This window comes from Amycolatopsis vancoresmycina (genome assembly GCF_000716785.1).
GTDB classification, from domain to species: Bacteria; Actinomycetota; Actinomycetes; order Mycobacteriales; family Pseudonocardiaceae; genus Amycolatopsis; species Amycolatopsis vancoresmycina.
Genome location: NZ_JNYY01000007.1, coordinates 278,190 through 292,281 on the forward strand (window position 1 = coordinate 278,190; position 14,092 = coordinate 292,281).

Genomic DNA, 14,092 nt, shown 5'->3' on the forward strand with positions numbered 1-14,092 from the left:
CTCCTCGATCGGGGGGACCTACTCCTTCAGCCCGCTCGCCGCGATCCCGCGGATGATGAACCGCTGGGCGACCAGGAACATCGCGACCAGCGGCGCGATGGTGACCAGAGCGCCGGCGAACAGCGCCGGCAGGTTGACCGACTGCGCGGTCAGGAACGTCGAAAGGGCGATCTGCGCGGTCCACGACGACGGGTCCTGCCCGATGACCAGCGGCCACAGGAACGCGTTCCAGCTCTCGATGAACATCAGCGCCCCGAGCGACGCGATCATGCTCCCCGAGTTCGGCAGCACCAGCCGCCGGTAGACGCCGAGGTAGCCGAGCCCGTCGAGCCGCCCGGCCTCCTCGATCTCGGCCGGGAACCGCAGGTAGAAGTTGCGGAACAGGATCACCGTGAACGCGCTGAACAGGTTCGGCGCGATGATGCCCCACTCGGTGTTGACCCCGCCCATCGAGCCGACGACGACGAACGTCGGCACGAACGTCACCGACTGCGGGATCATCAGCGTGACCAGCACGTACGTGAACACCGCACGCCGTCCCGGCACGTTGATCCGGGCCAGCGCGTACCCGGCCATCGAGCCGAACAGCGTCCCGAGCGGTGCGGTGACGACCGCGACCAGGAACGAGTTCCACAGCGAGTGCGCCATCGGTACCGAAGCGTCGGCGAACAGGTCGCCGAAGTTCACCCAGGAGAGTGGATCCGGCAGCCAGGACCAGTCCGGCGAGCTGACCTGCTGCCGCGTCATCAGCGCGTTGCGCAGCATGATGTAGAACGGCAGCAGGAAGACCACCGCGAGCACCGAAGCCAGGACGTACTTCGGCGCCTTCCGGGACACCGGCAGAACGGCCATCAGTCCTTCTTCCCGAAGCCGACGAACCGGCCCTGCAGCAGCGTGATCGCCACGATGATCACCGTCAGCAGGAACGCGCCCGCCGAGCCGACGCCGTAGTTCTGGTCGCCGAGCGCGGAGTCGTACAGGTACACCAGCGGCGGCTTCACCGGCGCGGTCGCCGTGCCGGACAGGCCGGTGCCGAACAGGTTGTAGAACTCGTCGAACGCCTGGAACGCCGCGATGAGGATCAGCAGCAGCACCGCCACCGACGTGTTCCGCAGCTGCGGCAGCGTGATGTACCGGAACGCCTGCCACTTCGTCGTGCCGTCCAGCTCGCCGGCTTCGTACAGCGACGGCGAAATCGCCTGCAGCCCGGCCAGGAACAGGATCATGTACAGCCCGACCTGCAGCCACAGCCGCAGCGTCACCACGGCGACCCAGTACACCGGCGGGCTCGTCGTCGACAGCCACGGCACCGGGTCGGCGCCGAACAGCCCGCCGACGACGTTCGCGACCCCGGACGGCAGGCCGTTGAACAGCGCCATCTTCCACACCAGCGCCGCGACGACGTACGACACCGCGGCCGGGACGAGGAACACCGTCCGGAAGAACGCCTTGCCGCGCTTGATGCTGTTGACCAGCACCGCGAGACCGAGCGAAGCGACGAAGGTGATCGGCACGATGAAGACGGTGAAGACCGCGATCGTCGTCAACGATGTCAGGAAGGCGTCGTCGCCCAGCAGGAACGCGTAGTTGCCGAAGCCGATCCAGTTCCCGAGCGTGATGGTGCCGCGGGCGTCGTTGAAGCTGAGCAGGAAGCTCCACGCGATGGCGACGTACTTGAACAGCCCGAGCCCGAGCACGACCGGCCCGGTGAGCACCGCGAACGCGCCGATCGCCCGCCAGTCACGACGTCCGCGACGCTTCTTCGCGGGCTCCACCGGCGCGGCCGGGGCCTCCATCACGGCCGTCATGCCAGCTGCTTGTCGACTTCGGCCTGCGCCTTCTTCGCCGCGTCGCCGAGCTCGGCGGCCGGGTCGGCCTGCCCGTTCGCGATCTTCGTCGCGGCCTGCAGGAACAGCGTCGCCGACGCCTTGTTCCACAGCCCCGAATAGGACTTGCCGAACTGCTGCGAGATCGTCACGGCGTCCTTCGCGGGCCCGCTGGAGAACTCGGTCGTCTGCGCGGCGACCTCCTTGCGGGCCGGGATGTGGAAGCCGTACTTGACGCACCAGTCCTTCTGCAGATCGGCGTTCTTGATCCACAGCCAGTCGAGGTACTTCTTGACGGCGTCCAGGTTCGCGGACTTCGCGTTGGCCAGCTGGTACCAGCCGCCGACGCGCGCGACCTGCTTGCCCGCGTCCCCGAACTTCGGCCACGCGACGACGCCGAAGTCGTCACCGAGGGCCTTCTTGATGTCCGGCAGCGACCACAGCCCGCCCCACTGCATGGCCGTGGCGCCGTTGGCGAACGCGCCCGGGTCGGACCAGTCCGTCGGGTAGCCCTGGAGCAGGCCGCCGGTGTCGTGCAGCTGCTTGAGCCCGCCGATCGCGGCGATCGCTTCGGGCGAGGCGAAGGCGACCTTCTTGCCGCTCGCGTCGAAGAAGTCGCCGCCGGACGACCAGAGCAGCAGCGTCGCCGCTTCGCCGACGCCGTCGGTGCCGACGTACAGGCCCTTCCGCTTGCCGTTGTTCAGCTTCCGCGTCGCTTCGAGCAGCTCGGCGAACGTCTGCGGCGGCTGGACGCCCGCGGCCTGCAGCGCGCTCTTGCGGTAGTACAGCATCATGACGTCGTCGATCATCTTGACGCCGTAGACCTTGCCGTCGACGGTCACGGTGTCCAGCGCGGCCGGGCTGAAGTCGCCCTTGACCGGGCCGACGACGTCGTCGAGCGGCGCGAGCAGGCCGTTCTTGACGTTCTGGTACCGGAAGTCGCCGAGCTCGAACAGGTCCGGCGCCTGCGCGGTGAGCATCGCCGAGTTCAGCTTGGTCTCGTAGTCGCCGGCGATCCAGCTGACGTTGATCGCGATGTCCGGGTTGGCCTTGGTGAACTCCTGCGCGTACCGCTGGACCGCCTGCTGCGTCCCGGATTCGCCGTACGCGTGGTACCACTGCTGCAGCGTGGTCTTCGCCCCCGGAGCGGCGTTCTTGTTCAACGGGTCCGAGGTGCAGCCCGCGAGGGCCGCTCCCCCGGCAAAGAGGACGGAACCGACCAGGAAGCTTCGGCGATTCATGGGGCTCACGGGACTCTCCTCAAACGGTGTCGGACACGAACAGGCTCTGGACGGCGACCGCGGCGGCACCGCGGGCCCACTCCTCGAACGGCAGCGGCCGGATGACCAGGCCGCACCGGGCGGCGCTGCCGAACGCCTGGACCGCGAAGGTCCGGCGGATCTGCTCCTCGAACAGGTCGTAGGTGGCGACGCCCTCGCCCGAGACGACCACCCGTTCCGGGCCGAACAGGTTGACCAGCGCGGCCAGCCCCAGCCCGATCGCGTGCCCCGCCCCGGCGAAGACCTCCCGCAGCGGCTCGTCGCCGCCGCGGGCGCGCGTCACGGCGTCGGCCATCGACAGCCCGGGTTCGCCGGTGACCTGCCGGGCGCGCGTCAGGATCGCTTCGGTGGACGCGATCGCCTCGACGCAGCCCCGCCCGCCGCAGTGGCAGGGCGGGCCGCCGTCGGCGACCGGGACGTGCCCGATCTCGCCCGCGACACCGTGGGCACCGCGGACCAGGTCGCCGTGCACGACCAGCGCGCTGCCGATGCCGGTACCCACGGTGACCAGCGCGAACGACGACACGCCGACCCCTTCGCCGAACCACTGCTCGGCGACGGCGAGGGCCTTGACGTCGTTCTCCAAGGTGACCGTGAGCCCGGTGGCGCCTTCCAGGAGCGAAGCCAGGGGCACGTCCCGCCAGCCGAGGAACGGGGAGTACCGGACGACACCGGACGCGCGGTCGACGTCGCCGGACACCGCTACCCCCAGGCAGTAGGCGCGCTCGCGGAGGTCCCCGGTCAGCAGCTCGCCGACGAGGTCGGCCAGCGCGCGGACGACGTGCTCGACGTCGTGGCCGGTCAGTGCGTGGTGGGCGCTGGCCCGGACGTCGGCGCGCAGGTCGGTGACCACGCCGATCAGGTCGTCGCCGGTGATCTTGACGCCGACGAAGTACTCGCGGTCGGGCCGGATGGCCAGCGGGTTCGCCGGGCGGCCCGCACCCGGCGCGGTGCGGCCGCCGGCGGCGAGTTCTTCGAGGTAGCCGGCTTCGATGAAGGGCCGGGCGGCCTTGGTGACCGCGGCGGAGGAGAGCCCGGTGCGGCGGGCGACGTCGACGCGGGAAACCGGCCCTTCGGTCAGGACCGTGGTGAACACGGTCGCGGCCGCGGGACTGGTGATCGGCGCCCTTGCCGGTGCACTGCGAGGCATGGCCGGAAGGGTAGAGAGATTTAATTAACTTCGTCAAGAATTTATTTCTGCGCTGGTCAGCTCTACGCTGTCGGTCATGCCGCTCGTCGAACACGACCCCGCGCACCGGCTCTGGCTGCTGCGCACCCCCGAGAGCTCGTACGCCTTCCGCCTGGACGCCGACGACCGCCCGCGGCACGTCCACTGGGGCCCGCCGCTGACGCTCGCCCAGGCCACGCAGGTCGCCGCGCGCCGCAATCCGGCCGAGAGCAGCTTCGACGAGCCCGGCGACGAGCGGCAGGAGCTCCCGGCCGAGGGCGGCGCGTTCTTCGGCGTCGCGGCGCTGGCCGTGCAGTACGCGGACGGGACGTCGGCGCTCGAGTGGCGCTACGACGGCTTCGCGCTCGAAGACGACGCGCTCGTCGTGCGGCTCGCCGACCGCCACTACCCCCTCGAACTCTCCCTGCACTACCGCGTCCGCGGCGACGTCGTCGAGCGCTGGACGTCGCTGCGGCACACCGGCTCCGGCGAGCCGATCGCCCTGCTGCGCACGGATTCCGCGGCCTGGACGCTCCCCCGGCGCGCGGACGCGCGGCTGAGCCGGACGTCCGGCGCGTGGAGCGCCGAGTACGGCGTGCTGCGCGAACCCCTGCCGGTCGGCGAAACCACGCTCACCAGCCGTCGCGGCGCCTCCAGCCACCAGGTCAACCCGTGGGTGATGCTCGACGCGGGCGACGCGACCGAGACGTCCGGCGAAGTGTGGAGCAGTGCGCTGGCCTGGAGCGGGAGCTGGCGGATCACGGTGGAACGCACGCACACCGGCCGCGTCACGTGGACCGGCGGGTTCGGGCACGACCACGTCACCTGGCGGCTGCAGCCGGGCGAAACGTGGGAGACACCGGTGTTCGCCGGGCTCTACGCGGCCGACGGCTTCGGCGGCAGCAGCCGGCGCTGGCACGCCTACGTCCGCGAGTTCGTCCAGCCGCACCCGGACGAGCTGCGGCCGATCGTCTACAACTCCTGGGAGGCGACCGGCTGGGACGTCGACGAGCGGACGGAAACCGAACTGGCGGCCGCGGCGGCCCGGCTGGGGGCGGAGCTGTTCGTCATGGACGACGGCTGGTTCGGCGCCCGCAGCGGCGACACCGCCGGGCTCGGCGACTGGATCGCCAACGAACAGCGCTTCCCGGCCGGGTTGCAGCCCCTGGCCGACGCCGTGCACGCGCACGGGATGCAGTTCGGGCTGTGGGTCGAGCCGGAGATGGTCAACCCGGACAGCGACCTCTACCGCGCGCACCCCGACTGGGTGCTGCACATGGCGCACCGCTCGCGCACGACGTTGCGCAACCAGCTCGTGCTGAACTTCGCGCGGCCGGACGTGGCGGACTGGGCGCACAAGTGGCTCGACCGGCTGGTCGGCGAGCACGGCATCGACTATCTCAAGTGGGACATGAACCGGGCGTTCACCGAGGCGGGCTGGCCGGACGCGGGACCCGACGCCGCACGCCTGTGGGTGGGCCACGTCCGGGCGGTGTACGCGATCCTGGACCGGTTGCGCGCCGACCACCCGGACCTGCGGATCCAGGGCTGCGCGGGCGGCGGCGGGCGCACCGACCTGGGCATCCTCGCGCGCACCGACGAGATCTGGGCGTCCGACAACACCGACGCCGCCGACCGGATCACCATCCAGCACGGGTACGGCCAGATCTACCCCGCCGGCACGATGTCGGCCTGGGTCACCGACAGCCCGAACCCGGCCACGCACCGGGAGGCGCCGCTGAGCTTCCGGTTCCACGTGGCGATGGCGGGCGTGCTCGGGCTGGGCGGCGACCTGCCGCGGTGGAGCACCGGGGAACTGGCCGAAGCGGCGTCGCTCGTAGCGCTGTACAAGGAAATCCGGCCCGTGGTGCAGCACGGCGTGCTGTACCGGCTGGCGGATCCGGCCGTCTCGGCGCTGACGGCGGTGCAGTACGTGCTCGGCGATTCCGCCGTCGTGTTCTTCTGGCGGCGGCCCACGGAGTTCGCGCGGCCGTTCACCCCGCCGCGGCTCGCGGGGCTGGATCCGGCCGGCCTGTACCGCGATCAGGACGGCGTCGTGCACCACGGAGCCGTGCTGCTGAGCCACGGGCTGGACGTCTCGTTGCCGGGAAGCGGGTACGCGAGTGCGGTGGTGCGGCTGACTCGCGTGGGCTGAATTGTCGGTGGGGTGCCTTACGCTGTCGTCGTGGCCAAGATCGCGGTGACCCGATGGATTCCCGACGACGCGGTGAAGCTCCTCGCCGAGGCAGGCGATGTAGAGGTCTCCCCCGCCGATCGTCCGCTGACGCCTGCCGAACTGCACGAGTTCGCCGGCGGCGCGTCGGCCGTGGTCGGCATGCTGCACGACCGGCTCGACGGCGCGCTGGCCGACGCCGCCGGTCCGGGGCTGAAGGTGGTCGCGAACGTCGCGGTGGGGTACGACAACGTCGACGTCCCGGCGCTGGCCTCGCGCGGCATCGTCGTCACCAACACCCCGGGCGTGCTCACCGACGCCACGGCGGACCTCGCCTTCGGCCTGCTGCTCGCCGTCACGCGGCGGATCGGCGAGGGCGAACGGCTGCTGCGCTCGCGCACGCCTTGGTCGTTCCACCTCGGCTTCCTGCTCGGCTCCGGGCTGCAGGGCAAGACGCTGGGCATCGTCGGCTTCGGGCAGATCGGCCGGGCGATGGCCCGCCGGGCCGCGGCGTTCGGGATGTCGATCGTCTACTCCGGACGGTCCAAACAGGACACGGACGCCGAGTACGTGCCGTTCGGAGAGCTGCTGGCGCGCTCGGACGTCGTTTCGCTGCACTGCCCGCTGACACCCGAGACGAGGCACCTGATCGACGCCGCCGCGTTGCGGGCCATGAAACCGGGCGCGTACCTGGTGAACACGACCCGCGGGCCGGTCGTCGACGAAGGCGCGCTGGCCGATGCGCTGGAAGCCGGGGAGATCGCCGGTGCCGCGCTCGACGTGTTCGAAAAGGAACCGGAGGTCGAACCGCGGCTGCTCGGCCGGGACGACGTCGTGCTGAGCCCGCACCTGGGCTCGGCGACGGTCGAGACCCGGACCGCAATGGCGGTGCTGGCCGCGCGCAACGTCGCGGCGGTGCTCGCCGGGCGTCCCCCGCTGACGGAGGTGCAGCCGTGACCCGGGTCGTCATCGCGCCGGACAAGTTCAAGGGCAGTCTCACCGCGGTCGAGGCCGCGGAGGCGATCGCGCTCGGGGTACGGGATGCCTTGCCGGACGCGGAGATCGTCACGTGCCCGGTCGCCGACGGGGGCGAAGGCACCCTGGACGTCCTGGAAGCCGCGGGCGCGCGGATCGTGCGGCTGACGGTACGGGGGCCGCTCGAAGAATCGGTCCCGGCGCGCTATGCCGTGCTCGACGGTACGGCGTACGTCGAATCGGCGCGAGCGTGCGGCATCGAATTCGTCGAACCTTCGCCGGCGACAGCGCTGGCCGCGCACACGTGGGGCGTCGGCGAACTGCTGGCGGACGCGTTGATCCACGGCGCGAAGGCGCTGGTGCTCACGGTCGGCGGCACGGCCAGCACGGACGGCGGAGCCGGCATGCTCGGCGCGCTCGGGGCCGGTGTGCTGGACGCGTTCGGCGCACCGGTCGGCCTGGGCGGCGGGACGCTGGGCCGGGTCGCCTCGACGGAGCTGGCGCCGGTGCGCGATCGGCTGGAGGGCGTGCGCATGGCGGTGGCGACCGACGTGACCAACCCGCTGCTGGGCCCGGACGGCGCGGCCGCGGTGTTCGGGCCGCAGAAGGGGGCGGGGCCGTCGGAGGTGGCGGCGTTGGACGAAGCGCTGGGACGGTGGGCGCACGCACTGCAGGTGGGCGGAGCGCCGGACGTGACGCGGGTGCCGGGCGCCGGAGCGGGCGGCGGGGTCGCGGCCGCGGCGATCGCCCTCGGCGCGAAGGTGGAATCCGGGTTCGCTCTCATCGCGGGGCTGACCGGGGTCGATCGGGCGCTGGAGGGTGCGGACCTGGTGATCACCGGGGAGGGGTCGCTGGACGAGCAAAGCCTCAACGGCAAGGCGCCGGCGGGGATCGCCGAGCGGGCGCGGGGAATTCCGCTGCTCGCGCTCGCGGGGCGGATCCAGCTCGATGCCGCCGGGTTGGCGCGGTTGGGAGTGGTGGGGAGCAGCGCGCTGATCGACCACGCGCCTTCGCTGGACTACGCGCGAGCGCACGCGAGAGAACTGCTGCGGGCGCGGGCGGCTGAGCTGGTTCGGGAGTGGCGGTCCCGCTAGCGATACCTCGCCGGAAGCGGCGGTTCGCCAAGCCTGTCGCGCCCGCGAGCGGACGGGCCTTCCCACCCGACGGCGAAAGGCCCGCCCGCCGCAGTCAGCTCGTGTGCTGGGGCAGCACGGCGAAGGCCACGCCGCCGGCTTCGTCCTCCTGGACGTCCAGCACCTTGTCGTCGAGCAGGGCCGCCGCCTGGGGCTCGAGGAAGACCTTCGGGCCCTCCTCCGCTCCCAGCACGCTGTCGCCTTCGGCCGGTTCGGGGGCGACCGACAGGGCCAGCTGGGCGCTTTCCCCGTCGGCGTTCTGCACTGCCAGGCGCAGCCCGGCTTCGCCCTCTCCCTGGCTGGTCAGTGCGGTGATCGCCTCGGCGGCGGCTTCGGTCACGGTCAGCATCTTCGGCCTTCCCTTCGTCGCGGTCCGATGCACTGGTGCCCCCACGCTAGGGGCGTCCGAACGGGTGTGCAGGCTGAGCGGATCAGCCCTGCCGGGACGCGCGGATTGCGTCGGCCACCGATTCGCCCGCGTAGATCGCCTGCTCGCCCCGGTCCGGGCCGGTGTGCCGCTGCGGCACCGTGTCCTCCGGGACCACCGGCTCGAAGTCCGGCGGGGCGTCCTCGATCGTTTCGTCGAGCTCCGCCGCCGGCGTCGCGGCCAGTGGCCGGTCCGGGATCGGCTCCGGCTCGGTGTCCGGGACCTCTTCGGACAGCCGCAGCGCCATCGGCTCGCCTTCGCGGATCTCGCGGGGCGTGGTGCCGAAGCGGTCCGCGGCACTCCAGTGCTCGGGCGGCTCGACGCCTGCTTCGAGCGGGTCCACGCGCAGCTCGTCCTCGTCCAGCGCCTCGCTGGGGCTCAGGCTTTGCGGTTCGGCCGAGTCACGGTCACTCACAGGGGTCTCCTGGTGTCGGAAATGTCGTCGCCGGTGACCTACCCCGCTGGTCGGGGCCCCGAAACCCGGCGGTGTCATGGGGATCACATTTCTTCAACGGGTTTAACACATTCACAAGTTTGTGAATGCAAGGTAGGTTGGGATCATGGCCACCACCAGGTGCGCACCGGATCGCCGGCTGCTCGCCACCGATCCGGACCGCCACCACGAGCTGGGCACGCACGCCGCGTGGTACGTGGTGGCCGGCGTGGTGACGACCGGCCTCCAGGCCGTCCTGTTCCTCCTGCTGCGCGACGAGCTCGGCTCCCAGGTCGCGAACCTGGTCGCGATCGCGCTGACCACGGTCGGCAACACCGAGTTCCACCGCCGAGTCACGTTCGCCGGCCGGCGCAGCAACGCCGGGAAGCGGCACCTGCAGGACCTGCTCACGTTCGCGTTCTACGCCGGCTACGGCTCGGCGGTGCTGGCGATCCTCGACGCGATCGTGGACCGGCCGACATCGTGGGAGGAGACCGGCACGCTGCTGCTGGCCAGCCTGGTCGGCGGGTTCGTGCGCTTCGCGGTGCTGCGCTGGTGGGTCTTCGCCCACCAGACCGAACCGGCCGCAGCCGCACACACCAGCTGACGGCCGCCGACCCACTCAGCCCCTTATCCCCGAACCGGCCGCACCCCCGCCACCCCATCCAGCGCACCCGCACCGGACCGGCCGCGACCGCCCACACCGGCTAGCGTCTGCACCCGTGGCCCCCGACGACATCAAGCCCCATGCGGGCGGCACCGAGCCGGACTACCGGTTCACCCTGGCCAACGAACGCACCTTCCTCGCCTGGCTGCGCACCGCCCTCGGGCTGCTCGCCGGGGGCGTGGCCGTGCACCAGCTCGTGCCGTCGCCCGCCGCCGCCAGTGCTGTTCTCGCCGGGCTCTGCGTCGTGCTGGCCGCCGTCCTCGCCGCGACCGCCTACCCGCGGTGGCGGCGGGTCCAGGTCGCCATGCGGGCCGGGGAACCGCTGCCGCCGAGCCGGCTGATCCTGGTCCTCACCGGGGGGCTGCTCGCCCTCACCGTCGCCGCGGCCGTGTTGCTGGTGCTCTCGTGAGGGACGCGCACCCGCAGCGGACGGTGACCACCGCCGGCACCCGCTCCGCCGCCCGGGACCTCCGGCGAAAAGGTGGCGCCGGCCTCGGCCCGGCTGCCCGCCGGCCGCGAATACCGCTCGTTCGCGATTATCGTGACGTCATAAGTACCGTCATGCCGACCGGGATCCGGCCGTGACCAGCCCCGCCGGCGCCCAGGCCGCCCGGACCGGGCTCGCCTGGCGGCGGACCGCACTGGCCTCCGCCGCCTGCACCGCGCTGCTCCTTCACTCGGCCGCGCAGCACCACTGGGGCCTCAGTGTCATCCCCGTTCTGCTCGCCGCCGTTACATCCGCCCTGCTGGCAGCCATCGGCGCCCGGCGGGAACGCGCCCTGCGCGCCCCCGAACCCGGGCCGCCGAGTCCGGTACTGCCCGCGATCGCGTCGCTCGCCGTGACCGCGACTGCCGCCTCCGTGGTCATCCTCCACTGACGGGTGAAGTCGGCACATCCTGAAACAGATTAATCGCAATGTGCGGCGCCTGGTCGCGGGAACATCACGGTCGCTCCTGCTAACGGGGTATTGGTCGTTGAAATCTGGACTGACTCGGGTGGAGGTGCTTACGATTACCCTGCGTCGCACGGAGCGCAGATCGGCCCGGATCTCCCGGAGCATCTGCGATTGAACAGTTACGGAGTGTTGAACCCCCGGCAGCGACGGTCGAGGGTCGGCCGGGGAGACGACCATGACAGCACCGCCGAGCATCACCGAAGAATCCGCTTCCGCGCTTCGCGATTATCGGGCCCCCGAGCATCTGCCCCGTCCCAACGGGCGGCTCACCAAGGAAGATCTCGACCCCCTGGTCAAGGACGCCGGCGGGGGCAACCCGGCCGCGATCCACTCGCTGCTGCAGATGATCGAGCCGGTGGTGGTCCGCTACTGCCGCGCGCGCATGGGCGGCCGCGACCTCTCCTACCTCTCGGCCGACGACGTCGCCCAGGAGGTCTGCCTCGCCGTCCTCAAGGCCCTGCCCGACTACCAGGACCGCGGCGGTTCCTTCCTCTACCTCGTCCACGCGATCGCCGCCAACAAGGTCGCCGACGCCTACCGCGCCGTCGCCCGCGACCGCTCCGAGCCCGTCCCCGAGCTCCCGGAGCGCCCGCTCGTCGCCGGCAACGAACCCGAAAGCCACGCCCTGCACCTCGACCTCGGCGCCCGCCTCGGCAAGCTGCTCGCCTCCCTGCCGCGCGTGCAGCAGGAGATCCTGACCCTGCGCATCGCCGTCGGCTTCTCGGCGACCGAAACCGCCGAAGCGCTCGGGATCTCCCCGGGCAACGTCCGCGTGACGCAGCACCGGGCCCTGACCCGGCTGCGCGGCATGATCCGCGACGAAGAGTTCTGACAGACCACGCCCGCGGCGGGCGGGGACACCCTTTTACCCCCTGGAGGGGGTGTCCCCGCTCGCATCCAGGCGGTAGGCCGCGCGAGCGTTGTGCTCGAACACGGCCAGGCGCTCGGCGTCCGACAGCGATCCGGTCAGCGCGATCGCCGCGTCCACGACCACCTCGTAGGACGCCGCCAGTTCGCAGACCGGCCAGTCCGAGCCGAACAGCAGCCGGCCCGGGCCGAACACGTCCAGCACGTGGTCCACGTACCGGCGCAGGTGCCCGACCTCCCACCCGGACCAGTCCGCCTCGGTGACCAGCCCGGACAGCTTGCACACCACGTTCTCGTGCGCCGCCAGCGCGGCCACGCCGGACGCCCACGGCTCCCACTCCCTCGCCGCGATCGGGGGCTTCGCCGCGTGGTCCAGCACCAGCCGCAGCTCCGGCAGCCGCGCCGCCAGGGAGGCCGCCGCGGGCAGCTGGGGCGCCCGGACCAGCAGGTCGAACGTCAGCCCGGCCGCCGCCACCGCGCCCAGCCCGGCCAGCACCGCGGGACGCAGCAGCCAGTCGTCGTCCGGCTCGGTCTCCACCTGGTGCCGGATCCCGGCCAGGGGTCCGTCGAGGGCGGCCAGCCGGTCGGCGACGTCCGGCGCCGTGAGGTCCACCCAGCCGACCACGCCCGCGACGACCGGTTCCGCCGCCGCCAGCTCGAGGAACTCCTCGGTCTCCTCGGCCGACGACACCGTCTGGACCAGGATCGTCGCGTGCACCCCCGCCGCCTTCGTCACCGCGCGCAGGTCCTCGACGGTGTACGGGCGGCGGATCGGGTCGAGCGCGTCCCCCGCCATCCAGGGGTAGTCGCGCCGCGACGGGTCCCACAGGTGGTGGTGCGCATCGATCATGAGACTCCTTCGGCGATGACGACGTCTGCGCGCAGCAGCCCGGCGTCGACGAGCTCGGTCCACAGCTCCGGCGGCACGACGGCCCGCGCCCGCCGCGCGTTGACGCCGACCTGCTCCGGATCATGCGCGCCGACGACGACCGACGCCACCGCAGGATGCGCCATCGGCAGCGCGAGCGCGGCTTCCGGCAGCTCGACGCCGTGCCGCGCGCAGATCTCCGCGATCCGCCGCGCCCGCTCGACCAGCTCCGGCGGCGCCTCGGCGTAGTCGTAGACGCGCCCCGGCTCGGCGGTCGCCAGGATGCCGCCGTTGAACGCGCCGCCGACGACCACCGTGACGCCGCGCTCGGCGCACAGCGGGAACAGCTCGTCCAGGGCCGGCTGGTCGAGCAGCGTGTACCGGCCGGCCACGAGCAGGATGTCGAGGTCGGTGCGGCGGACGAACTCGGCGGGCAGCCGCGTCTGGTTCATCCCGGCGCCGAACGCGCCGATCACGCCCTGCTCCCGCAGTTCCCGCAGCGCCGGGAAGGCACCGCGCAGCGCTTCGTCGAAGTGGTCGTCGGGGTCGTGGACGTACACGACGTCGACGCGGTCGAGCCGCAGCCGGGTCAAGCTGTCCTCGAACGACCGCAGGACGCCGTCGCGGCTGAAGTCCCACCGGCGCTTGTACGCCGCCGGGACGGCGAAGCCCTGGTCGTCCAGCTCGCCGGCGCCGTCCGGGTTCGGCTCGAGCACGCGCCCGACCTTCGTCGACAGCACGTACTCCTCGCGCGGGTACGAGCGCAGCGCCGCACCGAGGCGGATCTCGGACAGGCCGAGGCCGTAGTGCGGCGCGGTGTCGAAGTAGCGGATGCCCTCGTCCCACGCGCGGCGCACGGTCGCGGCCGCCGTCTCGTCGCTGATCGCGTGGTAGAGGTTGCCCAGCTGCGCGCAGCCGAGACCGAGCGGGGACAGGGAGAGTTCCAACGCGTCACTCCTTTTCCGGCAGTTCCCAGACCAGCCCGATGCCGGTGTCGCCGCCGGAGTAGTCGTCTTCGACGGCCAGCAGCTCGGCCATCCGGGCCTGCCACGGGACGTTGGCGGGGTGGTCCCGCAACGCCGCCCGCATCGCCGCGTAGTCGTCGACTTCGACGACGTGGAAGAGGTCGAGACCGTTACGCCAGATCCGCCACGTCCGGACGCCGGCTTCGCGCAGCGCGGTGTCGAGCTCGGGCGGGATGACCGCGTGGACGGACTCGTACTCGGCCTCCTTGCCGGGCTTGAGCCGGGTGTGCAGAGCCACTCTTTGCGGGCTGGCCTGGTGGGTCATCACCACTCCTTCGCCGGAACGTGGCACGC

Annotated in this window: 16 protein-coding genes; 7 read left to right on the forward strand and 9 right to left on the reverse strand. The window is 71.9% G+C overall.

Going from position 1 to position 14,092, the window contains the following annotated elements:
* Positions 1-18 precede the first annotated feature (18 nt).
* Genes OO60_RS19645 through OO60_RS19660 form a run of 4 tightly spaced genes read right to left on the reverse strand, consistent with a single transcriptional unit; the run spans position 19 to position 4,256 of the window.
* Entirely contained in the window at positions 19-852 is an 834-nt protein-coding gene (locus OO60_RS19645) for a carbohydrate ABC transporter permease (RefSeq protein ID WP_003070094.1), read from the reverse strand.
* On the reverse strand, positions 852-1,808 hold the full coding sequence (locus tag OO60_RS19650) for a carbohydrate ABC transporter permease (RefSeq protein ID WP_003070091.1): 957 nt from the start codon (positions 1,806-1,808) through the stop codon (positions 852-854). Before OO60_RS19650 ends, OO60_RS19645 begins: the two co-directional genes overlap by 1 nt.
* The gene (locus tag OO60_RS19655) at positions 1,805-3,067 is read right to left on the reverse strand and encodes an ABC transporter substrate-binding protein (RefSeq protein WP_003070088.1); all 1,263 of its coding nucleotides are present in this window, start codon (positions 3,065-3,067) and stop codon (positions 1,805-1,807) included. Before OO60_RS19655 ends, OO60_RS19650 begins: the two co-directional genes overlap by 4 nt.
* Before the next feature lie 19 nt (positions 3,068-3,086).
* The gene (locus tag OO60_RS19660) at positions 3,087-4,256 is read right to left on the reverse strand and encodes an ROK family protein (protein WP_240490637.1); all 1,170 of its coding nucleotides are present in this window, start codon (positions 4,254-4,256) and stop codon (positions 3,087-3,089) included.
* A gap of 76 nt (positions 4,257-4,332) precedes the next feature.
* Here OO60_RS19660 and OO60_RS19665 point away from each other — a divergent pair, with 76 nt between their 5' ends.
* Genes OO60_RS19665 through OO60_RS19675 form a run of 3 tightly spaced genes read left to right on the forward strand, consistent with a single transcriptional unit; the run spans position 4,333 to position 8,516 of the window.
* A complete protein-coding gene (locus tag OO60_RS19665) occupies positions 4,333-6,429 on the forward strand; it encodes an alpha-galactosidase (protein ID WP_003070082.1) in 2,097 nt (698 codons plus the stop codon).
* Positions 6,430-6,459: 30 nt separating this feature from the next.
* On the forward strand, positions 6,460-7,404 hold the full coding sequence (locus OO60_RS19670) for a 2-hydroxyacid dehydrogenase (RefSeq protein WP_003070080.1): 945 nt from the start codon (positions 6,460-6,462) through the stop codon (positions 7,402-7,404).
* A complete protein-coding gene (locus OO60_RS19675; RefSeq protein WP_003070077.1) occupies positions 7,401-8,516 on the forward strand; it encodes a glycerate kinase in 1,116 nt (371 codons plus the stop codon). Before OO60_RS19670 ends, OO60_RS19675 begins: the two co-directional genes overlap by 4 nt.
* Before the next feature lie 94 nt (positions 8,517-8,610).
* Here OO60_RS19675 and OO60_RS19680 read toward each other — a convergent pair whose 3' ends face one another.
* Both OO60_RS19680 and OO60_RS19685 read right to left on the reverse strand, forming a co-directional pair.
* Positions 8,611-8,904 carry an iron-sulfur cluster biosynthesis family protein gene (locus OO60_RS19680; protein ID WP_003070074.1) on the reverse strand — a complete coding sequence of 98 codons (294 nt, stop codon included), beginning with the start codon at positions 8,902-8,904 and terminating at the stop codon, positions 8,611-8,613.
* Positions 8,905-8,986: 82 nt separating this feature from the next.
* Complete coding sequence (locus OO60_RS19685) at positions 8,987-9,397, reverse strand: hypothetical protein (protein WP_003070071.1); 411 nt, start codon at positions 9,395-9,397, stop codon at positions 8,987-8,989.
* A gap of 145 nt (positions 9,398-9,542) precedes the next feature.
* Here OO60_RS19685 and OO60_RS19690 point away from each other — a divergent pair, with 145 nt between their 5' ends.
* From OO60_RS19690 to shbA, 4 genes are all read left to right on the forward strand, one after another.
* The gene (locus OO60_RS19690) at positions 9,543-10,022 is read left to right on the forward strand and encodes a GtrA family protein (protein WP_003070066.1); all 480 of its coding nucleotides are present in this window, start codon (positions 9,543-9,545) and stop codon (positions 10,020-10,022) included.
* 115 nt (positions 10,023-10,137) lie between these two features.
* The gene (locus OO60_RS19695) at positions 10,138-10,491 is read left to right on the forward strand and encodes a YidH family protein (RefSeq protein ID WP_003070062.1); all 354 of its coding nucleotides are present in this window, start codon (positions 10,138-10,140) and stop codon (positions 10,489-10,491) included.
* 172 nt (positions 10,492-10,663) lie between these two features.
* Entirely contained in the window at positions 10,664-10,960 is a 297-nt protein-coding gene (locus OO60_RS19700) for a DUF202 domain-containing protein (RefSeq protein ID WP_003070060.1), read from the forward strand.
* 253 nt (positions 10,961-11,213) lie between these two features.
* Positions 11,214-11,870 carry an RNA polymerase sigma factor ShbA gene (gene shbA, locus OO60_RS19705; RefSeq protein ID WP_003070055.1) on the forward strand — a complete coding sequence of 219 codons (657 nt, stop codon included), beginning with the start codon at positions 11,214-11,216 and terminating at the stop codon, positions 11,868-11,870.
* A 33-nt stretch (positions 11,871-11,903) separates the two neighbouring features.
* Here shbA and OO60_RS19710 read toward each other — a convergent pair whose 3' ends face one another.
* From OO60_RS19710 to OO60_RS19720, 3 genes are read right to left on the reverse strand one after another with little or no spacing between them, the layout of a single operon-like run.
* Entirely contained in the window at positions 11,904-12,755 is an 852-nt protein-coding gene (locus OO60_RS19710) for an amidohydrolase family protein (RefSeq protein ID WP_003070051.1), read from the reverse strand.
* Positions 12,752-13,720: an aldo/keto reductase gene (locus OO60_RS19715; protein ID WP_003070049.1), complete on the reverse strand. Its 969-nt coding sequence runs from the start codon at positions 13,718-13,720 to the stop codon at positions 12,752-12,754. Before OO60_RS19715 ends, OO60_RS19710 begins: the two co-directional genes overlap by 4 nt.
* 4 nt (positions 13,721-13,724) lie before the next feature.
* Positions 13,725-14,063, reverse strand: coding sequence for an L-rhamnose mutarotase (locus OO60_RS19720; protein ID WP_003070046.1), 339 nt, complete (start codon positions 14,061-14,063; stop codon positions 13,725-13,727).
* Positions 14,064-14,092 lie beyond the last annotated feature (29 nt).